The organism is Nitrospirillum goiasense, from assembly GCF_034427435.1.
Taxonomy (GTDB): domain Bacteria; phylum Pseudomonadota; class Alphaproteobacteria; order Azospirillales; family Azospirillaceae; genus Nitrospirillum.
On record NZ_JAXQNP010000004.1, the window covers coordinates 501,216 to 524,992 of the forward strand.

Consider the following 23,777-nt stretch of genomic DNA (forward strand, 5'->3'; position numbering starts at 1 on the left):
CCTATGTGGTCCCCTGTTCATTTATCGCATCGCCCATGGGGTTTCGCGCCCCTGCCGGGCATAAATCTACCGCCTGCGGCCTGTCGCCGATAGTGCCGCTTCGCCCCTCAGGTCCATGTCCGGTGGGGAGCGCCCCCTTTATTGAAACGTGCGGGGCGTCAGCGGGATGGCCGTGGTGTTCTTGGCCTCCGACAGGGTGACGATGGACCGGATGTCCTCCACCCCCGGCAGCTTCATCAGGGTGTTGAAGATGAACTCCTGATACCACCGGACGTCCGGCGCCACGATCTTCAACAACGCGTCCATCTCACCGAAGACGGTGTAGCACTCCATCACCTCGGGGATGTTCTGGATGCCGCGGAAAAAGGTCTCCCGCTCCGCCTCCGACAGGCGGGCGATCTTCACCTGGGCGAAGATGGTCATGTCGAAGCCCAGCTTCTGCCGGTCCACCAGCACCACCTGGGACGTGATGTAGCCCTCGTCATGCAGGCGCTGCACCCGGCGCCAGCAGGGGGACTGCGAGATGCCCACCCGCTCCGCCAGCTCCGCCGTGGTCAGCGAGGCGTCGCGCTGCATGTGGGTCAGGATCTTCATGTCGATGGCGTCGAGGTCGGCGGTCGCCATGGCATCAGTCCTTCTTGGCCAGCAAGGGCCAGGCGGCAGCCAGATCCTGGACCACGTGGCCTAGGGACTTGTAGAGCGTCACCTGCTCCGCCGACTGACGGCCCTCGACCTGGCCGGCCAGCACCTCCCCGATCTCCCCGGCGACATGGGCGTCACCGATGAGGCCAGCCGCCTTGGCGCGCAGGAATTCCGCCCCCTGGCGCAGCACATGCTCCCGGCAGTCGGCGATGAAGCGCGACCGGATCACCAGGTCGTGATCCACCTCCGCCGGGCCGGCGATGCTGGACCCTACGACGTTGACATGGGTGCCCGGCGGCACCCAGGCACCGCACAGGATGGGCTCCTTGGCGGCCGTGACGGTACAGATGATGTCGGCATCCACCACAGCCTCCTGCGCGCTGGTGGCGGCGCGCACGGGCAGGCCAAGCTCCTGCCCCAGCCGCGCAGCGAAGGCGGCGGCACGGCTGGCGCTTCGGCCCCAGACGGTGACGCGGCTCAGCCGGCGCACCTTGGCGATGGCCCGGGCATGGGTCAGGGCCTGCTCGCCATAGCCCAACAGGGCCAGAGTCTGGGCGTCCGGCCGCGCCAGCGCGTCAGTGGCGACGGCGCTGGCCGCCGCCGTGCGGATGGCCGTGACCTCGCCACCATCGACCACGCCCAGGGGCCGGCCGCTGTCGCGGTCGAACAGCACGATGACGCCCTGGTGCGAGGGCAGGCCCCTATCGAAATTGTCCGGGAACACCGCCACCAGCTTGGCCCCGAAGGGTCCGCCGTTGAGCGCGCCGGGCATGACGCCGAACAGGTGGCCCTGGTCCAGGGGCAGCACGCCGCGGGGCAACTGCTGCGTTTCGCCCCGCGATAGGGCCGTCATGGCCTGGCGCACGAGGGGGATGCAGGTGCCGTAGTCCAGGCGCGCCGCCACGGCGTGCCCATCGACGATGCGCAGGGACGGGGCGGCGGGGCGGGGGGTATGCTCATACAGCCAGGCCGTCACGGCCAAATCCTGCACGGCGTGGCCCAGGGACTTGTAGAGCGTGATCTGCTCCGCCGTCTGCCGGCCCGGCGCCTGGCCCGCCAGCACGGCGCCGATCTCCGCCGCGATATGATCATCGCCGATGACGCCGGCGGCCTTGGCGCGCAGGAACTCCCCGCCATGGGCCAGCACATGCTCCCGATGGTCAACGATGAGGCGGCTGGCGGCCACCAGGGCGGTATCGACCTCCGCCTGGGCGGGACCACTAGAGCCCACGACGTTGACATGGGTGCCGGGGGCGATCCATGCGCCCAACAGGATGGGATCGGCGGCGGCGGTGACAGTGCAGACGATGGCGGCCTGGGCCACCGTCTCCGCCACGCTGTCATAGGCCTGGGTGTCGATGCCCGTGGCGGCCTGGACCGCCGCCGCGAACGCCTGGGCCTTCGCCGGCGTGCGGCCCCAGACACGGATATGGCGCAGAGGACGGACGGTCTTCAGCGCCAGGGCATGCGCCAGGGCCTGGCGGCCGACGCCGACCAGGGCCAGGGTGTCGGCATCCGGCCGGGCCAGCGCGTCGGTGGCGATGGCGCTGGCCGCGGCCGTGCGGATGGCCGTGACCTCCGCCGCATCCGCCAGGCAGACGGGACGGCCGCTGGCGCCATCGAACAGCACCACCAGCCCCTCATGCGCCTTGCCGCCGTGGCCGTCGGTGTAGACGCTGACCAGCTTGGCACCGAAATAGCCGGGCCGCTCGCCGCCCACGAAGGCCGCCGGCATGATGGCGAAGGTGCGGCCGGGGCCCAGGCCGATGAAGCTGCGCAACTGCTGGCGCACACCGCTGGTGCTGAGCGCCACCATGGCGCCGCGCACAGCGGTGATGGCGGCCTCCATGCTGAGGCTGGCGCGCACGGCGGCGGCATCGAAAACGGCAAGGGCGGACGGCGCGGTATCCATAGGTGTCTTCCCTGTCATCCTGTTCCGATTCACCTTACGGGACCGACTGGGAATTATCTTTCCGAAGTTCGGGGGGCGATGCACCATGGGCCGGTAATATTTTCACAACACGGTCGAATGACGGATATTTTTATGCGTGCATCACTTAAAACCGGGTCAGAAGCACCGCACCCGGCCTTGCCGTTGTCAGGGGCGAGGATGGGACGTGGGTATATCCATGCGCTGACCGCGCGGCGACCGACAAAAATTTCCCAACCATGGCGCAAACGCCGGCAACTTCGCCAAAAAAGCCCCCGCGCAGTCAGCTAACATCCCCTTGGATTTAAGGCCGGTCTGCCTTGCCTTGGCGCCCCCACCAGCCGTGGATGTTATGGATGAAAATGACGCGCAGGGACGTGATGCTGGCCGCTGGCACCCTGTCCGCTGGTACCTTGACCATGGTTGATATCGTGCCGGCCGGCGCGGCGGCGCAATCGGCGCCTGCCCAGGGGAAATCCACGCTGCCTCGACAGCTGCCCGACAAATCGTCGTTCCTGGCGGGCGAGGGGGTCTACCTGGACTCCGGATCACAGCATCCCGTCAGCATCGGCGCCCGGGCCGCCGTCGATACCTACCTGTCCAAGCGCATGCTGGACCCGGCCGCTGCGCACTATGACCTGCCGGACGACGGCGTGCGGGAGAAGTTCGCCCGCCTGGTCAATGCCGATCCCGACGACATCGCCTATGTGCAAAGCACCACGGCGGGGGAGCAGATGGTGCTGCGTGGCCTGGGCTTGCCCCAATCGGGTGGCCACATCGTCACCGACACGCTGCACTTCTTCGGCTCCCTGCCGCTGTATGAGGAAATGCAGCGCCATGGGGTGGAGGTCACGTGGGTGGAGCCCAAGGACGGCCGCATCCTGCTGGACGACCTGAAGCGGGCCATCCGCAAGGACACCCGACTGGTGGCCCTGTCTTTGGTCTCCACCATCAACGGCTTCCAGCACGACCTGAAAGCGGTGTGCAACCTGGCGCATGCCCACGGTGCCCTGGTCTATGCCGACATCATCCACGCTGCCGGCTGCGTGCCGGTGGATTTGAAGGGCAGCGGCGTCGATTTCTCCGCCTGCGCCAGCTACAAATGGCTGATGGGCGATTTCGGCCTGGGCTTCATCTACGGCACCAAGGCCGCGCGCGCCCTGCTGACCCGCACCGAATACGGCTATTACGGGATGAGCGCGTTCAAGCCGCACGTCTATCCCTTCGATACGCCCAGTGGGCCGCCGGGCGACATGATCGCCGACTATGCCTACGCCGACACGGCGGAGGGCACCTTCGCCCACGGCACCCACGCCCATACGGTCATCGCCCAGTTGGACCACTCCCTGGATTACATCCTGGGCGTGGGCGTGTCGGCCATCCAGGCGCATGCCCAGGACCTGATCAACCGGCTGAAGCGGGAACTGCCCAAGCTGGGCTACAGCCTGATGACCCCGCCCGAGAGCACCACGCCCCTGGTCACCTGCGCCTATGAGAGCGCGCGGGAGAAGCTGGGGCCGAAGCTGGCGGCGGCCAAGATCAAGATGACGGTCAGCGCCAACCGCTTCCGCGTCACCCCTTCGGTGTTCAACGACCACACCGATATCGACCGGCTGCTCGCCGCAGTCGGTCACGCCTAAGGTCGTGCGTTCAGGTGGCCTGTTAAAAAGAGAGTTTTGGCAGTTGGGTTCATTATAAAAAGTCGGCTTGGCGGGTGACGAGCCATCGTCCCCGCCCGCCGGTGGCTGGGGGATTATCATGCGCGGGCTGATGCGGTGTGTCGTGGCGGGGCTGGCCCTGATGCCTATGGCCACCCCTGGATTGGCCGGCGCCCAAGGCGTGCCCGTGCCGGAGATCGCCGGGCCGGTTCTGGGCCCGGTGACGACGCCGCATGGCATCATGCTGAATGGCAAGACGGTGCGCTACACCGCCACCTTCGCGGAAACCGTGCTGAAGGACGACGGCGGCAAGCCCTTGGCCACCCTGTCCGCCACCGCCTATGTGGCGAGCCCGGTGGTGAAGACGAGGCCGGTGCTGTTCGTGTTCAACGGCGGGCCCGGCGCCTCGTCCTCGCCCTTGCATTTCGGCGCCTTCGGTCCGCGCAGCATCGTCAAGACGGCGGAGGGCAAGCGCGTCCTGGCCGACAATCCGCACAGCCTGCTGGCGGATGCCGACCTGGTGTTCATCGATCCCGTGGGGACCGGCTTCAGCCGTGTGCTGCCCGGCGGCGATGGCCACCCCTATTGGAACGCTGACGGCGATGCCCAGGCGGTGCTGGGACTGATCCGCGACTGGCTGCGCGATCAGGGCCGCGCCGGGTCCCCCGTCTACATCGCCGGGGAAAGCTATGGCGGCTTCCGCCTGGCCACGATGATGAAGTTCGCGGGTGACCTGCCCATCGCCGGCCTGATCCTCATTTCCCCCGCCCTGGACTTCACGGCGACGGCGGAGGCCCCCGGCAACGACCTGCCTTACATCTTCGCGCTGCCGGCCATGGCGGTGACGGCCTGGAAGCACGGCCGCGCCAAGATCGACGCCCAGACGCCGGACCAGGTGTTCCAGATCGCCGCCGACTATGCCGAGGGGCCCTACGCCCTGGCGCTGCTGAAGGGCGGACGGCTGCCGGCGGCGGAACGCGACGCCGTGGCCGCCCGCCTGAGCGACCTGATCGGCCTGCCCGCCCAGACCATTGCCGAATCAGGTCTGCGCATCGGCACCCAGACCTTCCTGGAAACGCTGCTGGCCGACCAGGGCTTGGTGGTGGGCCGCCTGGACGGCCGCGTCACCGGTGCGGCCCCCAAGGATGCGCCCGCCGACCGCCCAGCCGCCGCCAAGGACCCGGCACTGGGCTTGGGGTCCAGCAATGTCATCACCTCCGCCGTCGCCACCGATTACTTCAAGCATGAGCTGAACGTGCCGGTGGATCGCGACTATGTGTCCCTGACCCTGGACGTGAACTTCGGTTGGGACTTCAGGCCAGCCAAGCGCGAGGATGGGTTCTACCTCAACGCCGCGCCCGCCATCGCGCCCGTGATGCGGGCCCAGCCCAAGACCCGCCTGCTGCTGGTCGGCGGCTATTACGACCTGGCCGTGCCGCTGCTGTCCGCCCGCTATGCCATCGAGCGGGCGGGCATTCCTCTTGACCGCGTGACCGTTGCCGCCTTCGATGCGGGTCACAGCCCCTTCGACGGGGAAGCGGGGCAGGGTCGGATGCAGGAGATGATGCATGGTTTTTTGGTGGGGCGCTGATCGCCGGGTGCTGGCGGCGGCAACGGCCATCGGCGTGACGTTGGCGGCGGGGGCGCGGGCGGAAAACCTGCACCAATATTCCGGCCTGACCCTGTCGGGCGACGGCAAACGCCTGGCCGTGGTTGAGGCCGACAAGGCGGAAGGCGCGGGCAGCGCCGGCCACGGCGCGGTGGTGGTACGCGGCGCGGACGGCGCGGTGGCGCTGAAGGTTGACCCCTGCAACTCCTGCCGCTATGGCAACCCCGCCTGGTCCCCGGACGACAAGACGCTGGCCTTCGTCGGCAGTGCCGGCGGGCAGGCGGTGCTGTACCTCTTGGATGGCGCCACCGCGCGCCCCTTGGCCGCCCTCCAGGGGCTGGCCCACACGCCGCGCTGGTCGCCGGATGGCCGGGAAATCGCCCTGCTGGTGACGGAGAACGCCAAGAAGGAAGCGGGTGCCACCCAGGCCGGCGCCCGGCAGGTGGGCGAGCAGGGCGAGGGCGACGATGTCCAGCGCATCGCCATCGTAACGGTGGCCAGCGGCGCGGTGAAACTGGTCAGCCCGGATCGGACCTACGTCTACGAGTACGATTGGACGCCGGATGGCCAGGGCTTCGTCGCCACGGCGGCGGAGGGCAATGGCGACAACAACTGGTGGATCGCCAGCCTGCGGGCCTTCGGCCGCGACGGCTCCGCTCGGGTCATCGCCGCCCCGCAGACCCAGATCGCCTTTCCCCGCATCTCGCCCGATGGCAAGACCGTGGCCTTCATCGGTGGGCTGATGAGCGACTTCGGCTCCTTCGGGGGTGATGTCTACACCGTGCCTTTCCAAGGCGGGCAGCCCAAGGACGTGACCGCCGGTTATGCCGGCACGCTCACCTCGCTGGCGTGGCGCGGCAGCCGCCTGGTGGCGGGCGTCACGGTCGGTGGTGGGACGGGCAGCGCCGTGGTCGACCCTGCCAAGGGCACCGTCACCGAGGTCAGGACGGCGCCGGCCACCCGCAACGCCGGCGATGGCCGCGTGGCGCTGGACCGTGCCGGCACCCGCGCCGCCTGGGTGGCCGAGGGTTTCGATTTCGGCCCCCGCATCGAATACGGCCGCCTCGGCGATCTGGCCGCCATCACCCATGACAACGACGCCCTGGCGCCGCTGGTCACCGTCACCGACCTCACCTGGCAGAACGATGGCATGGCCGTCCAGGGCTGGCTGGTGACGCCCAGGACGCCGGTGGCGGACGGCGCCAAACGGCCCATGGTGGTGAACATCCACGGCGGCCCCTCCGCCGCGCACACGCCGCGCTTCGTCTGGGGCGACATCATGGCCGCCTTCGCCAAGGCCGGCTATGCCGTGTTCCTGCCCAACCCGCGCGGCAGCTTCGGCCAGGGGGAGGCGTTCACCCGCGCCAACATCCGCGACTTCGGCGGCGGCGACCTGCGCGACATCATGACCGGCATCGACAGGGCGGAAGCGCAAGCCCCCATCGACGACGCGCGGCTGATGATCTTCGGCCGCAGCTATGGCGGATTCATGAGCATGTGGGCCATCACCCAGACCCAGCGCTTCAAGGCCGCCGCCATCGGCGCCGGCTTGTCGGACTGGTATTCCTATTACGGCCAGAACGGCATCGACCGCTGGATGATTCCCTTCTTCGGCGCGTCGGCGTACGAGGATCCAGAGATTTACGACCGGCTGTCGCCCATCCGGCACGTCCGCGCCGTGAAGACGCCCACCCTGCTGCATGTCGGGGAGCGCGACATCGAAACCCCGGTGATGCAGACGCGGGAGTTCTGGCACGCGCTGCGCGCCCTGGGCGTGGAGACCAGCTTCGTCGTCTACGCCGATGAAGGCCACGTCATGCAAAAGGCGGAAAACATCGAGGATTTGAACCGCCGCACCATCGACTGGTTCGAACGGCACATCGGCCCCACCGGCGGCGCTGCCGGCGCCCATGGCGGGGCGCAACCTTGACCGGCACCGCTATGCCGGAAGTGGCGCCAGGGCGGCATAGTTTATGCGGCCCCCGTCCTGTTCCCCCCATATCGGCATAATCTATCCCGCAGGCCCGCGATAGGCTTTTGCCAACACAGGGAATTCCGGCCTGGGCGATCCCCGGGCCGGGTCCGGGCCGATAAGGGCCCGATGGGAAAAGCAGGAGCACCGGGCATGAAAAAGCGCGTTCCCCCAGCCGTCGCCCAAGCCGTGTGGCAGCCGGCGCCTGGACGGCCCAGGCGGCCATGCTGGCCCTGGCCATGGGCGCGGCCGCCGGGGCGCAGGCCGCCCCCGTCACCGAGAAATTCGCCATCATCCAGAATGGGGAGAGCATCGGCACCGTCACCGGCGTCACCGATGGCGCCTCGGTCAGCGTCGACTATTACGTCGACGACAACGGCCGCGGCCCGAAGCACAAGGAGACTCTCACCATCGGCGCGGGCGGCATCCCCACCCGTTGGACGGTGGCCGGCACCTCGCTGATGGGGGGCGGCGTCAATGAGAGCTACACCTGGGAGGGCGGCCAGGCGCGTTGGACCAGCCAGGCGGACACAGGCACCGTGTCGGCGGCCAAGGCGCCGCTGTATGTCGTCAACGACGACAGCCCCTGGGCCCTGGGCGTCTATGCCCGGGCCCTGCTGAAGGCGCCGGGCAACAGCCTGCCGCTGCTGCCCGCCGGCACCATGCGCCTGCTCAAGGTCAAGGCCACCACGCTGGGCCAGGGCAAGGACGCCGTGCCCCTGACGCTCTACCGTATCGAGGGCGTGAACCTGCAGCCGGACTACGTGCTGCTGGACAGGGCGGGCCGCCTGTTCGCCACCTTCGGCGGCCACTACCTGACCATCCGCCAGGGTCACGAGAAGGAGGCGCACGCCATCCAGGCCCTGGGCGCTGACGCCGAGCGCACCCTGGCGCGGGATAGGCAGAAGGCGCTGGCCCACCGCTACAGCCAACCGGTGCGCATCCGTAACGTTCATGTCTTCGATCCGCGCACGGGCACGCTGGGCGGCCTGTCCACCGTCATCGTGCTGCGCGACCGCATCACCGCCGTCTTGCCAGCGGAGCAGGATGGCGCCCCGACTGACGACCAAGTGATCGTGGACGGGCAGGGCGGCACGCTGATGCCGGGCCTGCACGACATGCATTCCCACACCACGCTCGATTCCGGGCTGTTCTACCTGGCCGCCGGCGTCACCGAGACGCGGGACATGGGCAACGACAACGCCTTCCTGCAAGACCTGATGCCCCGCATCGAAGCCGGGGAACTGGCGGGCCCGCGCATCACGCCCAACGGCTTCCTGGAAGGCCGCAGCCCCTATTCCGCCCGCTTCGGCATCATCCCGGAAACGGTGACCGACGCCGTCAAGGCCGTGGACTGGTATGCCGACCGCGGCTATTTCCAGATCAAGATCTACAACTCCATGACGCCCGACTGGGTGCGCCCCATCGCGGAGGAGGCGCACAAGCGCGGCATGACCGTCACCGGCCATGTGCCGGCCTTCGACACGCCCGACCGCTGCATCAAGGACGGCTACAGCGAGATCACCCACATCAACCAGTTGATGCTGGGCTGGCTGCTGAAGCCGGAGGAGGACACCCGCACGCCCCTGCGCCTGACAGCCATGGCGCGGGCGGCCGACCTGGACCTGAACTCGGCGCCCGTGCAGGCGACGGTGAAACTGATGGAGGAAGGGCACATCGCCCACGACCCCACCGTCGTCATCCTGGAACGCCTGATGCTGAGCCGCGCCGGCGTCACCCCGCCGGGCGATGTCGATTACCTCGACAACATGCCCATCGGCTATCAGCGCTATCGCAAGCGCACCTTCGTGCCCCTGAAGTCGCCGGCCGACGATCAGGCCTATGTGAAGGCCTTCGCCAAGGTGCTGGCGACGCTGAAGCTGCTGCACGACAAGGGCATCCGCCTGCTGCCGGGCACGGACGACGTCACCGGCTTCACCGTGCACCGGGAGATGGAGTTGTACACCCTGGCCGGCATCAGCCCGGCAGAGGTGCTGCGCCTGTCCACCCTGTCGCCCGAGGAATACATGGGCCATGGCGATTTGGGCACGGTGGAGCGCGGCAAGCTGGCCGACCTGGTGCTGATCGCCGGCGACCCCACCCAGGACATCCGCGCGGTGAAGAAGCCGCGCCTGGTGATGAAGGGCGGGGCCATCTACTACCCCAGCGAAATCTACCAGTCGCTGAGCATCAAGCCCTTCACCGACGCCCCGCCGGTCACGGCGCCCAAGGCGGATACCGGCCCTGGCGACAGCCTGGGCGCCCCCGGCCTGTTCGGCGGCGGCCACGACGACGACATGGGCGACTGAACCTTACTGGCTTTAGAACAAACAAGGGTTGGGGAACAGCGATGGGCACGTGGAAGACGGCGTTGATGGCGGGGGTGGTGCTGGCGGGCTTGACCGCTGGCCAGACCCTGGCGGCAGAGGCGGCTGGGGCGCCGCGCGTATTCACCTCCGAGCACAGCGGCACCTTCAATGGGCGGAAGCTGCGCTATACGGCGACGGTGGCGGAAACCATCCTGACCGATCCGGCCGGGCAGAAGACAGCCAGCGTCTTCACCACCAGCTACATCCGCACCGACGTGCCCAAGGGCACCGTGCGGCCGGTGGTGTTCGTCTTCAACGGCGGCCCGGGGTCCGCCAGCCTGTGGCTGCACATGGGATTCGTCGGGCCCAAGCGCGTCGATTTCGCCGACCCGGTGCACCCGCCGACCACGCCCCCTTTCCATACTGTCGACAACCCCGACAGCCCGCTGGATGTGGCCGACATCGTGCTGATCGATCCACCCGGCACCGGCTACAGCCGCATCCTGCCGGACGGCAAGCCGGAGCAGTATTACGGCACGGCGCAGGACGCGCAGATGACCGTGGACGTCATCGAGCGCTGGACGCGGGAGCATGACCGCTGGAACGCGCCCAAGTACCTCATGTCGGAAAGCTACGGCACCATCCGCGCCGCCGTGGTCGCCCGCCTGCTGGCCGGCGGCCCCATGGCGACCGGCACCATGGACGGCATGACCCTGAACGGCATCATCCTGCTGGGCCAGTCCATGGACATGTCGGGAACCGCGGGTGAGGACACGCGCTATCTGACGGCGCTGCCCACCTTGGCCGCCACCGCCTGCTATCACCACAAGGGGCCGGCCGGCTGCACGGCCCAAGGCCAGGTTGCCGCCGCCCAGGCCTTCGCCGCCGACCGCTACCTGAAGGCCCTATACGCCGGCAACGCCCTGGGCGATGCGGAGCGGGAGGCGGTGACAGCGGAACTCGCCACGCTCACCGGCCTGTCCCCCGCCGTCATCAAGGCCAACGACCTGCGCGTCAGCACCACCACCTTCGCGCGTGAGCTGTTGGCGCCGGAGGGGCAGGAGGTCGGGGCCTATGACGGCCGTTACACCCTGCCGCTGGCGGGCAGCGCCAAGGACCCGGTGGCCGACGATCCGGCCATGGGCCAGTACGTGCCGGGCTTCGTCGGCGCCTTCAACGACTATGTCCGTCACGACCTGAACGTGACGGTGCCGGAGGCGTACGAGGCCATTTCCTTCCGCAGCGTCAACGCCCGCTGGGATTACGGCAAGGCCTCCGGCGCCGAAACCAACCACGCCAAGGACCTGGCCACCGCCATGCGCCGCAACCCGCGCCTGCGGGTCATGGTCGGCGCCGGCTATTACGACCTGGTGACCACCCTGGGCTCCGCCGCCTACACCCTGGCCCATGCCGGCGTTCCCCAGGACCGGACGGAAACCCATCTCTACCCCTCGGGCCACATGCCCTATCTGGGAAACGAGGCGCGGGCCGCCCTGGCGCGCGACGTGCGCGCGTTTCTCAGCCAGTAGTGTTCCCTCAATCGCCGGGCGCCCGCATCCGCGGGCTTGGCTTCCTCACTGCGCCCTTCGGTACTCGTTCCGGCGGACGCTGTCGCGTCCTACAACGGCATGGTGATGCCGTTGACCGAGCACAATCAGGATTGGTTCCTTCCCCATGAGCGACAGCAAGGCCGGCCTTGAGCCCGGTGGCCTGAAACAGGGCGTCACCCTGATCGACCTGGTGATGCTGGGGGCCGGCACCGCCATCGGCGCCGCCATCTTCTCTGTGCTGGGACCCGCCGCGCAGGTGGGGGGTGCCGGCATCCTGGTGGCGGCCGGCCTGGCCGCCTTACCCATGGTGCTGTTCGCCCTGGTCTACGCCTACATGGCCTCGGCCGTGCCCCGCACCGCCGCCTCGTATGAATGGCAGCGGCAGTTCAGCCACCCGCTCATCGCCTTTTCCATCGTCTGGCTGCGGGTGCTCAGCAACGCCGTGGTCATGATCGTGCTGGGCCGGGTGCTGATGAACTACCTGGGCATGGTGCTGCCCCTGCCGGCCGTGCCGGTCATCCTGGGCTTGTTCACCCTGATCTTCGCCCTCAACTACCTGGGCGTGGCCGTGGCCGCGCGGGCGCAGACGGTGCTGATGATCATGCTGTTGAGTCTGTTCGCCGTGCTGGTGGTCAGCGGCGCCCCGGCGATGAGGCCCCATCTGTTCGTGGAGGCGGTGACCGGAGGGTGGCATCCCATCCTGGCGGCCCTGCCGCTGATGATCCAACTGTTCCTGGGTATCGAGACCGCCACCGAGGTGGGGGAGGAGGTCAGGAACGCCAAGGTGGTGGTGCCCTGGGGCATCGCCCTGGGCCTGCTGCTGACCGTGGTGGTCTACGTCGCCGTCTCCTTCACCGCCCTCAGCGTCGTGGGACCGGAGGCGCTGGGCTCGGCCAAGGCGCCGCTGCTGATGGTGGCGCAGGCCACGCTGGGCCGCTGGGCCACGCCCCTGATCGTCACGGCCGCGGTGGCCGCCCTCATCAAGTCGATGAACGCCATCTTCCTGGTCTACGCCCGCTTCCTTTACGCCATGGGTGCCACCGGCGTGCTGCCGGCTCCGCTGGGCCGCATCCACCCGCGCTTCGGCACGCCGCATTTGGCGACGGTGGTGGCCTTCCTGGCGTCGTGCACCGGCCTGGTCCTGCCCGACAGCCTGCTGTTCCTGCTGCTGTCCATCAACGTGCCGACCATGATGAAGTACTTCGGCTCCTGCCTGGCCGCCTACAACGTGGCGGACAGGCACCCGGAGGTGCGGGCCCAGGCCCGGCTGCGCTTCAGCCCGGGGCTGGTGAAGGCGCTGTCGGCCCTGGGCATGCTGGCCGCCCTGGTCATCGCGGCCCTGGGCTTCGGCACCGACTGGCGGCCCTACGCCCTGCTGGCCGTCTGGCTGGCGCTGGGCCTGGCGTATTATTTCCAGACGTGGCGGCGGCGGATGGCGGCTATCTAACCACTTGGGACGATCCGGCTGCTTGGCGGTTCAATTCCACGTCCGCTGATCCTGTTTCCAGGGCGATGCGCCGCCTGACAAATAAGGAATCACCCGCCCACGGGAGCCTTGGGGAAGAACTCAAGTGATGAAGTCCAGGAAAGCGGCGCGCTTGCATGCGGGCTGTCTCATGGGCACCTTGGCGCTGCTGGCCCTGGTGCCGGGCAGGGCGGCGCACGGGGCGGATGGCGCCGACAGCGCGGCGTCCACTTAATCGGGGGAAGGTCACCTTGGCCGGCGTCGCGCCCATGGATAATCAAAGCGGCAAACGCGACGGGCCTCGCTCCATCTACGGCGGAAGACCAGATGTCCGAGCCGCCCTCTACATGGCCGCCCTCGTGGCCCTCATGCGCAAAATCATTGTCCTTGCCAACGCACTTATCCGCGACCAGCGGGAATATGACCCCGCTCTATAAAGACAGTTGCTTGGCTTCCTCGCTGCGCCCCCCCTTTACATGAACTGGGCGGCGCTCGCTGCGGCGCCCGAAGCCGCGGGGCTACGGAGGCACGAGTCTCTATCTCGTGCTTCTTGTATTATTCCCAGCGCAGCATGTCCATTCCCGGAGCGCAGGACACTGGAAATTCGTTCTGCCTGCCACAGAATTCTGATTAAATTTTCTGAAAATGCCTCACGCGGCAATACGAGAAATACTCGTAATTTGGAATGCCTACTACAGGGAATTGAATATGCCTACTTGCCTGATTATCGATGACGACGAAATCATTCGCCGCGTTATGAAAGCGATGCTTTTACATCTTGGATGCAGCCGGGTGTGGGATGTTGCCGGCGGGCAGGGGGCGTTGGCTCTGCTTGGCAAAAATTCACCCGACATGATTTTTGTGGACTGGGTGATGCCGGGAATGAGCGGTCCGGATCTCATAAAGAAGATAAGAGCGCTTCCTAAAGGCAATTTGCCCAAAATAGTGATGTTCTCATCTGAATGTAACATGAATAGGATCAATCAGGCTTTTGACGCCGGCGCCGATGATTATATAATGAAACCAACAAACATCGATTTACTTTTGAAGCGAATCCAAAATATGGGCTTTCTTGTCCAATAGTCTATTTTCCAGCGATGCCCTGTCGATATTTTGTGGGAGACATCCCATAGGCTTTGCGAAAGCGGGCTGTGAAGTGGTCGGCATTTGAAAAGCCTGCCAGCGCGGCGATCTCAGAAATGCTCTTGCTATCCAGGCGACGATTGGCCAGCAGGGCACGAGACCGCTCAAGCCGCATGGTCCACAACTCCGCCATGAAACTTGTTCCCGTGGCGCAGAACAGCAAATGGAGGGTCCGTACGGAAATTCCATGCTCCGCCGCGAAGCCGGTAGGGCTAAGGGCGGGGCTGGATAGGCGGTCGCGCATATCCGAGCGCAGTCGGTCGAGAAGAGAGCGACCGCTGGCGCGGAGTGGCGCCGCATCTGGGCCGGCACATAACGCCAATAAGCCGGCGATATTTTCCGCGATGTCGGCGGCGGGAAGCGCCAAGCCCCCCATTGTCTTGGGGGAGATCTCCAACATCATCTCCGCGATGGCTTTTCCCCACCCGGATATGGTCGATATTTCATTGAAGAACAATCCCGTCGGAACCGAACCGATTGAACGAATCCACGACTTTTCAAAATATAAAGTTACAAACTCCACCGGCCCCTTCATTTCAGCTTGAAACGGGTTTGATATGGGATTGCAATACACATCACCAGGACGCCAATATAACTCATCTGAATTTGAATATATCTTGCCATTTCCTTTTCTGATCAAGGAAAGGCACAATATCTCAAGCCCATCCCTGGATATGTGAAAGGGCAAGCGCTGCGCCTGGATGTCGCTCAGCCAAAATTGGGTCACCTTCCCAAAGCCGAAGTCCACATATTCGGTGCTGGCGCTGAAATGATCGACATCCCGAAAGTCACACTGGACGCCATGGCAGGCATCGCCGACGTGATCGGCCCAGTATTCTTTTGCCTCCCGCTGCCCCATTCCCTCGGTGCTGAACCGGATAACGTCACTCGACAAACTCCCCCCGTCGCACCGATGAAGGGTGCGTGCGCAGTGTGCATAAGAAGTATATTATATATTGAATAAATTCAGGCCGGAGGAGGGATGTATGGTTAACGCCCGGCCTGAAAGGATAGGTTTTATGGTTAATTATTCCTAATTTGGGTAGCTTGGGGCAGAGCGCCTGTCAGACACCGAGGGGCGTCGCTTCCAGCGCCCTGTTCTCCTCATCCGTGAAAAGCCGCGACCGGGTGAGGAAGCGCAGGCCTTCCGGCCCCTCCAGGGAGAACATGCCGCCCCGACCGGGAACCACGTCTATGGTCAGGCGGGTGTGCTTCCAGTATTCGAACTGGGCCTTGCCCATGTAGAAGGGCTGGCCGCCGATCTCACCCAGCAGGACATCGCCGTCGCCCACCAGGAACTCCCCACGCGGGTAGCACATGGGGGCACTACCGTCGCAGCAGCCGCCGGACTGGTGGAACAGCAGGGGGCCATGACGCGCCTCCAGCCTTTTGATCAGCGCCAGGGCGTTCGGGGTGACGTCCACCCGGACCACCTTGGCAGGTGATCCGGGGGTCACGTCGGCCCGGCTTTCTGACATCAGATCCGCCGGACCCGTCATCAGAAGAAGCCCAGGGCGTTGGGGCTGTAGCTGACCAACTGGTTCTTGGTCTGCTGGTAATGGTCCAGCATCATGGCGTGGTTCTCGCGCCCGATGCCGGACTGCTTATAGCCGCCGAAGGCCGCATGCGCCGGGTACAGGTGATAGCAGTTGGTCCACACGCGGCCCGCCTGGATTTCCCGGCCGAAGCGGTAGGCGCGGTTGATGTCGCGGGTCCACACGCCGGCCCCCAGGCCATACAGCGTGTCGTTGGCGACGTGCAGCGCCTCTTCCTCATCCTTGAAGGTGGTGACGGCCACGACCGGGCCGAAAATCTCCTCCTGGAAGATGCGCATGCGGTTGTGGCCCTGGAACACGGTGGGCTGGACGTAGAAACCGCCGGCCAAGTCGCCCGACAGTTCCGCCCGCGCACCGCCGGCCAGGACCTTCGCCCCCTCCTGCTTGCCGATGTCGAGGTAGGAGAGGATCTTCTCCAACTGCTCGGAGGAGGCCTGGGCGCCGATCATGGTGTCCCCGTCCAGCGGGTTGCCTTGTTTGATCGCCCGCACGCGGGCCAGCGCCTTGTCCATGAAGCGGCCATACAGGCTTTCCTGGATCAGGGCGCGCGAGGGGCAGGTGCAGACCTCCCCCTGGTTAAGGGCGAACATGACGAAGCCCTCGACCGCCTTGTCCAGGAAGGCGTCATCCTGCGCCGCCACGTCGTCGAAGAAGATGTTGGGCGACTTGCCGCCCAGTTCCAAAGTCACCGGGATCAGGTTCTGCGAGGCGTACTGCATGATCAGGCGGCCGGTCGTCGTCTCACCGGTGAAGGCGATCTTGGCGATGCGGGAGCTGGAGGCCAGGGGCTTGCCCGCCTCGACACCAAAGCCGTTGACCACGTTGATCACGCCTTTGGGCAGCAGGTCCTGGATCAGTTCCATCAGCACCAGGATGCTGACCGGGGTCTGCTCCGCCGGCTTCAGCACCACGCAGTTGCCGGCCGCCAGGGCGGGCGCCAGCTTCCACGTCGCCATCAGCAAGGGGAAGTTCCAGGGGATGATCTGGCCCACCACGCCCAGCGGCTCGTGGTAGTGGTAGGCGATGGTGTTGTGGTCGATCTCCGAAATGCCGCCTTCTTGCGCGCGGATGGCGGCGGCGAAATAGCGAAAATGATCGGCGGCCAGGGGGATGTCGGCGGCGCGTGTCTCACGGATGGGCTTGCCGTTGTCCCAGGTTTCCACCGTGGCCAGGGTTTCCAGGTTGTCGTCGATGCGCTGGGCGATGCGCTCCAACACCCGGGCCCGGTCGGCGGCGGAGGTGCGGCCCCAGTCGCGCTTGGCGGCGTGCGCGGCGTCCAGCGCGCGCTCGATATCCTCCGCGTTCGACCGCGGCACCTCGCAAATGACTTGGCCGGTGATGGGGGTGGTGTTCTGGAAATACTCGCCGGACGCGGGCGGCACCCACTCGCCGCCAATGAAATTGCCATAGCGGCTCTTGAACGAGACCGGGCTGCCATACTGTCCGGGGGCGATCTTGGCCATGTAACGTGTCCTCCAGCTTGTTTTGCGCCTCAGGCGGGCGGTTTGCGCTGACCTCTTAAAGGCAAGGGGCGTGCCAACCTCATCAGGCTTTTCCGGAATCCCGCCGGATCAAGGCCTTAATCCATGCCACTTAGGTCGGGTTGCGGGGGGCGCCGATCTGCCTCATGCTGCCGGTCAAAGACAGGCGCCGGAACTGTCGCGGACCGCGACACCCGTGCGACACCTGTCGCAACGAAAAGGCTTGCGACACCCGTCGCGGCGATCGGGAGGATAGGCATGGCGAACGCCCCGCACGGCGCGGCCCCACATGGCCCGGCCCCAAGCGGCCCGACGATGACCCTGGCCGTGGCGCGTGAACGATTGGGCGAGGCGGGCGGCCTGGAGGGCGCGCCTGTCCCGCTGGTCATCGCCCGATCCTGGCGGCGTTGCGCCGACCGGGGCCTGCGCGCGGACAGGCCCGCCCACCAGGATCCTTTGTCGCGCACGGACCTGGCGGCCTTGCGCGACCGTCACCATACGCTGATGCATCTTGCGACACCCGAGTTGGACACCCTGCACCAGGCGATGCGCGATCTGGGCGGCATGGTGCTGCTGACCAACGACCGGGGCCTGATCCTGGATGCGCGGGGGGACGCCGGCTTCGTTCGCCGCGCCCGCCGCGTCTCGCTCCAGCCCGGCGCGGGGTGGGGGGAGGATGACGAGGGCACCAACGCCGTGGGCACCGCGCTGGCCGAACGCGCCCTGGTGCAGGTGCGCGGGCCGGAGCATTACCTGACCGACAACGCCTTCCTTATCTGCACCGCCATGCCGGTGACCGATCCCTATGGCGCCGTGGCCGGGGTGATCGACCTGTCCGGCGACACCCGCCATCCCCGGGCGGATGCCCACGGCCCTGATGCCCAGGCCCTGGCCCGCCTGGCGGTGGCCCACCTGGAACACCGCTGGGCCGTGCGGGCCGCCGAGGGGCATGAGACGCTGATCCGCCTGCATGCCCACCCCGGCTGGCTGGGCACCCCGCAGGAGGGGGTGCTGGCGGTGGACGACGGCATCATCCAGGCGGCCAACCCGGCGGCGCTTGCCCTGTTGGGCCTCGGGACCGAGGTTCTGGGCCGGGTCCACCTGGACAGCGTGCTGAGCGGCGGGCTGGAGCGGGGCGACCGCTTGATGCGAACGGTGGCGGAGGATCGTCCCCTGCATGCCCGCATGACGACGCCGGGCAAGCGCCGCCCTTCCACCTCTCGGCCGTCCGCCCGCCGTTCCACGCGGCAGGACCAGGGGATGGCGGCGGGCAGGGATGGCATCCTGTGGGACGCGAGCACCCGCCCCCTGCTGGACCGCGCCATCCTGGCGCTGGACGCCGGCATCCCCGTCCTGCTGCAGGGGGAGACGGGGACGGGCAAGGAGGTGTTCGTGCGCGCGGCGCACGCCGCCTGCGGCCGCGCCCAGGCCCCCCTGGTGGCCGTCAATTGCGCCGCCATCCCCGAGGGGCTGCTGGAATCGGAATTGTTCGGCTATGAGGACGGCGCCTTCACCGGCGCCCGGCGGGGCGGGCACCGGGGCCAGATCCGCCAGGCCGATGGCGGCATCCTGTTCCTGGATGAGATCGGTGACATGCCGCCGGCGCTTCAGGCCCGCCTGCTGCGCGTGCTGCAGGATGGCGAGGTGACGCCCGTGGGCGGCCGGCCGGTGAAGGTGGATTTCCTGCTGGTCACCGCGACCCACCGCGACCTGGCGGCCTGCGTGACCCAGGGCACCTTCCGCGCCGACCTCTATTACCGGCTGAAACACCTGGTGGTGACCTTGCCGCCCCTGCGCGACCGCCCGCTGGACGTCATCATCGACGCCCTGCTGGCCAGCTTTGGCGCCAACGACCGGGGCATCCGCCTGGCCCCGGCCACCCGCACCCTGCTGCGCCGCCACGACTGGCCCGGCAACCTGCGCGAGCTGGCCAACCTGCTGCGCACCCTGGTGGCGCTATCCCCGCCTGGCGCCCTCATCGGTCCGGCCGACCTGCCGGCGGATTTGACCGGCCGGGCTCCCCAGGATTTGGATGCGGCCCGTCACCCCACGCCCAGCCTGAAGGCGCGGGAGGACGACGCCATTCGTCAGGCCCTGGCCCGCCACCGGGGCAACGTCAGCGCCGCCGCCCGGGAACTGGGCGTGCACCGCAGCACCCTGCACCGGCGCATGCGGCCGGACTGACCCTGGATCTGTCAGGGGGCGATGACCGCCAGCGCCGCCTCCGCCATGGCGCGATAGCCGGCGTCGGAGGGATGCAGGTGGTCGCCGCAGTCATAGTCGGCGCGGATACGCTCGGGATGGGCCGGGTCGCGGACCGCGGCATCGAAATCGATCACGTCGTCGAAGGCGCCGCTGGTGCGGATCCAGACGTTGATCTTCTGCCGCACCGCGTCCTTTTCCGGCGTGGCATAGCCGGGGAAGGTGGAGCCGATGGCCGGTGTCAGGGTGGCGCCATGCACCCGCAGGTGCCGCGCCCGCGCCCGGTCGATGAGTTGGCGGTAGCCGGCGATGATGTCCTCCGCCGTCACCACGGGGTGGGTGGCGCTGGTCCGCAGGGTTGGCAGGCCGCTGAGGCCCAGATCGTTGATGCCCTCCAGCAGGATGACATCGGTGACGCCGGGAACCGCCAGCACGTCGCGGTCGAACCGCGCCAGGGCCGACGGCCCGACCTCACCGCGCAAGATCCGGTTGCCGCCGATTCCGGCGTTGGCGATGCCGATGTCCCGCAGTCCCTTGGCGCGCAGCAAGGCGGCCAACTGGTCCGGCCAGCCGCGCATCAGCCTGTCCTTGGCGCCGAAGCCGTCGGTGATGGAATCGCCGAACGCGACGATAGTGCGGGCCTTTGCGCCCGAATGGACCAGCAGGGCGGACACGATTTCCCGCGCGTCCTCGCCCCGCGCGCCGTCCAGGGCGACGGCCTCGGTCCGGTCATCGCCGGGCAGGGTGTCGGTGTGATGGTTGTTGTCCGCCTGCGGCACCGTCACCGTCTGGGGCAGGTGCAGGCTCACCACCAGCACGGCCCCGGCATCAAGCGGCAGGTCCAGCGGATCGCTGACCAGCGGCGCGCCCGCCGGCACGCGGACGGCGCGGGCGCCACCAAAGGTCAGGGTACGGAAGGCGCCGGGCGCCACACGCCCCTGGGCGTCGGCCACCGCGACCGTGGCATGGTCAACCAGCAGATCCTGCGGCAGGGTCTCGGCCGACAGCCGGACACGCAACTGGTCGCCGCCGGCGCTGATGCGCAGGGTGTAGCGCACCGTGCCTTGCACCTCCGGCGCCGGCTTCCAGAAGGGTAGGGGCAGCTTTTCAATGGGCAGGGAGGGGCTGGACGCCCAGGTGGTTATCCAGCCGGCGGTCTCGCCTTTGGCCCAGGCCCCCGGGCACAGCCCCGCGATGACGCCGGCCGCGGCCAGCATGGTCAGCAATAGGGATCGCCGCATGGATTAGTCCCTCCCGGTTGTTTGTGTTTGCGACCGTTGCAGTCAGTCCAGACAGCCGCACAACAATTATATTTAATAACTTTTATAACGGCGCACGGGACGCGGCAAGCCCTTATTACAATCGGTTGCAGCCACCTCCTCAACAACCTGCCGATGTCCCCCCGCTTTGACTCACGCCTGCAACTGATCCCGGATGGGAAGGCTGCGGATGCGCTTGCCGGTGGCGGCGTGGATGGCGTTCAGCAGGGCGGGGGCGATGGGGGGCACGCCGGGCTCGCCCACGCCACCCAGGGGCGCGTCGTACTGCGCCGCCGGCATCAGGTGGACGCGGATGTCCTTGGGGGCGGCCTCGATGCGGGTGACCGGGTAGCTGTCGAAGTTGTCCTGCTGCACCTGGCCGGCCTTGAAGCTGATCTCGCCCAGCGTCGCCAGGCTGACGCCCTGGATCACCGCCCCTTCCAACTGCGCCCGCACCCGGTCCGGGTTGATGACGGGGCCGCAATCGAAGGCGATGTCGACGCGCGGGATGGTCAGCTTGCCCTGGGCGTCCACCGCGACATGGACGACGGCGGCGGCATAGCTGGCGAAGCTGCGGTGGGCGGCGATGCCCCGGCCCTGGCCCTTGGGCAAGGGCTTGCCCCAGCCGGATTCCTTGGCCGCCCGCTCCACCACGCCGCGCAGGCGGCCGGTGTCATAGGCGTAGACCACCGGGTCCTCGTTATAGTTCCAGCCATCGGCCATGTCGGCCGGGTTGATCTGGCGGGCCGGGCCGATCAGGTCCAGCAGGAAATCCTTGGGGTCGCGCCCGGCGGCGGCGGCCAGCTCGGCCACGAAGCTCTGCACCGCGAAGGCGTGCGGGATGTTGGAAACGCTGCGGAACCAGCCGATGCGGGTGTGGCTCTCCGCCTCCGGGTTTTCCACCCGCAGGTTGGGCACGATCCAGGGGGTGTTGACGGCCCCCATGCCCAGTTCCGAGGCGCCCTCATGCTTCACCCCGGGCGCGAAGGTGGCATTGATGGCGGGGGCCACGGTGCGGTGCAGCCAGGCGACAGGCTTGCCCTTGGCGTCCAGCCCGCCCTCCAGCCGCTCCACCGACACGGTGTGCAGGAAGCCGTGGTGCAGGTCATCGGTGCGGGTGAAGGTCAGTTTCACCGGCCGGCCGTCCATGGCGCGGGACAGCAGGGCCGCCTCGGCGATGTAGTCGGGCTTGGACTTGCGGCCGAAGCCGCCGCCCACCAGGGTTTGGTGCACGGTCACGTTCTCAGCCGGAATGCTGAGCACCTTGGCCACCGTCTCCCGCGTGGTTTGTGGCGCCTGGGTGCTGCCCCAAATCTCGCATTTGTCGCCCGTCACCTGGGCCACCGCCGCCGGCGGCTCCATCGGCGCCTGGGCCAGGTGGGGAATGTAGTATTCGGCGGTGATGCGCTTGGCTGCCGACTTCAGGGCGGTGTCCACGTCGCCCTGGTTGCGCGCCACCTGGCCGGGGGCGCGGGCCGCCGCCTCCAACTCCGCCCGGTAGGCGACGCTGTCGTAACCGGCGTTGGGCCCGTTCTCCCAGGTGAGCTTCAGCTTCTCCCGCCCCTTGAGGGCGGCCCAGGTGTTCTCCGCCACCACGGCCAGGCCGCCCTTGGGCAGGAAGCCGGAGGGCAGGGGGGCCGTGTTCAGCACCACCACCTTGACCACGCCGGGCACCTTCAGCGCCTCATCCACCTCATAGTGCACCAGCTTGCCGCCATGGACCGGCGGGCGGGCCACCACGGCGTACAGCATATTCTCCCGCCGCACATCGATGCCATAGGTGGCGCGGCCGGTGGTGATGTCGAAGCCGTCGACCAGGCCGATGTCGGCCCGGCCGATATAGCGGAATTTGGCCGGATCCTTGAACACCAGCGTCTCGCGCGCCGGCACCGGCAGGGCGGCAGCGGCGGCGGCCACCTCGCCATAGCCCAGGCGCCGGCCGCTGGCGGCATGCACCAAGCTGTGGTGGTCCGCCGTCACCTCCGCCACCGGCACGCCCCATTGGGTGGCGGCGGCCTGGGCCAGCATCTGGCGCGCGGCGGCGCCGATGCGGCGCAGGGCCTGGAAGTGGTGGCGCATGCTGCGCGAGCCGTCGGTGTTCTGGTTGCCGTAGCGCGCCTCGTCGCCCAGCGCCTGATCCACCCTGACCTTGGACCAATCGGCGTCCATCTCGTCGGCGATGACCATGGCCCAACTGGTACGCACACCCTGGCCCATCTCCGCCCGGTGGCAGAGGATGGTGACGGTGCCGTCGGCGGCCACGGCCACGAACAGACGCGGATCATCCTTGACCCCGCCGGGCATGGCGTCGCCGCCATACTTCTTGGGGCTGTCCTCCGCCCGCGCGCCGGGACCCAGCCCGCCGGCCAGAACAAAGGTGCCGGCACCGAGCCCCATCAGGACGGCGCGGCGGCTGAGATTGGTGATCGTGGCGCCCATCACTTGGCTCCCCCGGTGCTGGCCGTCTTGCGATGGACCTGGCCGGCCGCCTTCTTGATGGCGGCGCGGATGCGGGGATAGGTGGCGCAGCGGCAGATGTTGCCGCTCATGGCGTCGTCGATGGCTTCGTCGCTGGGATGGGGCGTGTCCTTCAGCAGCGCCGCCGCCGACATGATCTGCCCGGCCTGGCAATAGCCGCACTGCGCCACGTTCAGTTCGCGCCACGCCACCTGAACGGGGTGCATGCCGTCCGGCGACAAGCCCTCGATGGTGGTGACGGTCCTGCCGGCCAGATCGCCCAGCGTGGTCTGGCAACTGCGGATGGGGGCGCCGTCGGCATGCACGGTGCAGGCACCGCACAGCGCCTCGCCACAGCCGTACTTGGTGCCCGTCAGGCCCTGGACATCGCGCAGGTACCACAGCAGGGGCATCTCGGGGTCGCCCTCGAAACGCTGTTCCTGCCCGTTCAACGTGAACGTGATCATGTCAACCGCCATCCATTGTCATGCCGCGCATGGTGCCACCAGTGCCGCGAGAGGGAAACCGTTCTTGGCCTGGGGCC

At 67.6% G+C, this 23,777-nt stretch carries 18 protein-coding genes; 10 read left to right on the plus strand and 8 right to left on the minus strand.

Annotation, left to right across the window (positions count from 1 at the left end; genetic code table 11):
* Nucleotides 1–138: 138 nt before the first annotated feature.
* Together ULB03_RS24045 and ULB03_RS24050 are read right to left on the minus strand one after the other, a co-directional pair.
* On the minus strand, nucleotides 139–624 hold the full coding sequence (locus ULB03_RS24045; RefSeq protein ID WP_322485615.1) for an Lrp/AsnC family transcriptional regulator: 486 nt from the start codon (nucleotides 622–624) through the stop codon (nucleotides 139–141).
* Between the two features lie 4 nt (nucleotides 625–628).
* Complete coding sequence (locus ULB03_RS24050; RefSeq protein ID WP_322485616.1) at nucleotides 629–2,554, minus strand: ornithine cyclodeaminase family protein; 1,926 nt, start codon at nucleotides 2,552–2,554, stop codon at nucleotides 629–631.
* A gap of 380 nt (nucleotides 2,555–2,934) precedes the next feature.
* Here ULB03_RS24050 and ULB03_RS24055 point away from each other — a divergent pair, with 380 nt between their 5' ends.
* The 9 genes from ULB03_RS24055 (at nucleotide 2,935) to ULB03_RS24095 (ending at nucleotide 14,218) form a co-directional block, all read left to right on the plus strand.
* Entirely contained in the window at nucleotides 2,935–4,212 is a 1,278-nt protein-coding gene (locus ULB03_RS24055; RefSeq protein WP_322485617.1) for an aminotransferase class V-fold PLP-dependent enzyme, read from the plus strand.
* A 118-nt stretch (nucleotides 4,213–4,330) separates the two neighbouring features.
* Complete coding sequence (locus tag ULB03_RS24060; protein ID WP_322485618.1) at nucleotides 4,331–5,821, plus strand: S10 family peptidase; 1,491 nt, start codon at nucleotides 4,331–4,333, stop codon at nucleotides 5,819–5,821.
* The gene (locus ULB03_RS24065; RefSeq protein ID WP_322485619.1) at nucleotides 5,799–7,769 is read left to right on the plus strand and encodes a S9 family peptidase; all 1,971 of its coding nucleotides are present in this window, start codon (nucleotides 5,799–5,801) and stop codon (nucleotides 7,767–7,769) included. The genes ULB03_RS24060 and ULB03_RS24065 overlap by 23 nt, the downstream gene beginning before the upstream one ends.
* 233 nt (nucleotides 7,770–8,002) lie before the next feature.
* A complete protein-coding gene (locus ULB03_RS24070; RefSeq protein ID WP_322485620.1) occupies nucleotides 8,003–10,120 on the plus strand; it encodes an amidohydrolase family protein in 2,118 nt (705 codons plus the stop codon).
* Nucleotides 10,121–10,161: 41 nt separating this feature from the next.
* Nucleotides 10,162–11,649: a S10 family peptidase gene (locus ULB03_RS24075; RefSeq protein WP_322485621.1), complete on the plus strand. Its 1,488-nt coding sequence runs from the start codon at nucleotides 10,162–10,164 to the stop codon at nucleotides 11,647–11,649.
* A gap of 145 nt (nucleotides 11,650–11,794) precedes the next feature.
* Entirely contained in the window at nucleotides 11,795–13,117 is a 1,323-nt protein-coding gene (locus tag ULB03_RS24080; RefSeq protein WP_322485622.1) for an APC family permease, read from the plus strand.
* A gap of 127 nt (nucleotides 13,118–13,244) precedes the next feature.
* Nucleotides 13,245–13,370 (plus strand): hypothetical protein, encoded by a 126-nt coding sequence (locus ULB03_RS24085; protein ID WP_322485623.1) that lies wholly within the window; start codon nucleotides 13,245–13,247, stop codon nucleotides 13,368–13,370.
* Nucleotides 13,342–13,572, plus strand: a complete 231-nt coding sequence (locus tag ULB03_RS24090) for a transposase (RefSeq protein WP_416211183.1) — start codon at nucleotides 13,342–13,344, stop codon at nucleotides 13,570–13,572. The genes ULB03_RS24085 and ULB03_RS24090 overlap by 29 nt, the downstream gene beginning before the upstream one ends.
* 271 nt (nucleotides 13,573–13,843) lie before the next feature.
* A complete protein-coding gene (locus ULB03_RS24095; protein WP_322485624.1) occupies nucleotides 13,844–14,218 on the plus strand; it encodes a response regulator in 375 nt (124 codons plus the stop codon).
* Between the two features lies 1 nt (nucleotide 14,219).
* Here ULB03_RS24095 and ULB03_RS24100 read toward each other — a convergent pair whose 3' ends face one another.
* The 3 genes from ULB03_RS24100 to adh form a co-directional block, all read right to left on the minus strand.
* The gene (locus ULB03_RS24100; protein WP_322485625.1) at nucleotides 14,220–15,173 is read right to left on the minus strand and encodes a helix-turn-helix domain-containing protein; all 954 of its coding nucleotides are present in this window, start codon (nucleotides 15,171–15,173) and stop codon (nucleotides 14,220–14,222) included.
* Nucleotides 15,174–15,342: 169 nt separating this feature from the next.
* Nucleotides 15,343–15,756 carry a DUF779 domain-containing protein gene (locus ULB03_RS24105; protein WP_322486234.1) on the minus strand — a complete coding sequence of 138 codons (414 nt, stop codon included), beginning with the start codon at nucleotides 15,754–15,756 and terminating at the stop codon, nucleotides 15,343–15,345.
* Nucleotides 15,757–15,776: 20 nt separating this feature from the next.
* Nucleotides 15,777–17,297, minus strand: coding sequence for an aldehyde dehydrogenase (gene adh / locus ULB03_RS24110; protein ID WP_145734048.1), 1,521 nt, complete (start codon nucleotides 17,295–17,297; stop codon nucleotides 15,777–15,779).
* Between the two features lie 276 nt (nucleotides 17,298–17,573).
* Between adh and ULB03_RS24115 the strand changes: the two genes are divergently transcribed.
* A complete protein-coding gene (locus tag ULB03_RS24115) occupies nucleotides 17,574–19,499 on the plus strand; it encodes a sigma-54-dependent Fis family transcriptional regulator (protein ID WP_322485626.1) in 1,926 nt (641 codons plus the stop codon).
* Nucleotides 19,500–19,510: 11 nt separating this feature from the next.
* On the opposite strand, the gene ULB03_RS24120 is transcribed toward ULB03_RS24115, so the two are convergent.
* The 3 genes from ULB03_RS24120 to ULB03_RS24130 form a co-directional block, all read right to left on the minus strand.
* Nucleotides 19,511–20,758, minus strand: coding sequence for an SGNH/GDSL hydrolase family protein (locus ULB03_RS24120; RefSeq protein ID WP_322485627.1), 1,248 nt, complete (start codon nucleotides 20,756–20,758; stop codon nucleotides 19,511–19,513).
* A 171-nt stretch (nucleotides 20,759–20,929) separates the two neighbouring features.
* Nucleotides 20,930–23,215 (minus strand): xanthine dehydrogenase family protein molybdopterin-binding subunit, encoded by a 2,286-nt coding sequence (locus ULB03_RS24125; protein WP_322485628.1) that lies wholly within the window; start codon nucleotides 23,213–23,215, stop codon nucleotides 20,930–20,932.
* The gene (locus ULB03_RS24130; protein ID WP_322485629.1) at nucleotides 23,215–23,700 is read right to left on the minus strand and encodes a (2Fe-2S)-binding protein; all 486 of its coding nucleotides are present in this window, start codon (nucleotides 23,698–23,700) and stop codon (nucleotides 23,215–23,217) included. Before ULB03_RS24130 ends, ULB03_RS24125 begins: the two co-directional genes overlap by 1 nt.
* Nucleotides 23,701–23,777: the final 77 nt, after the last annotated feature.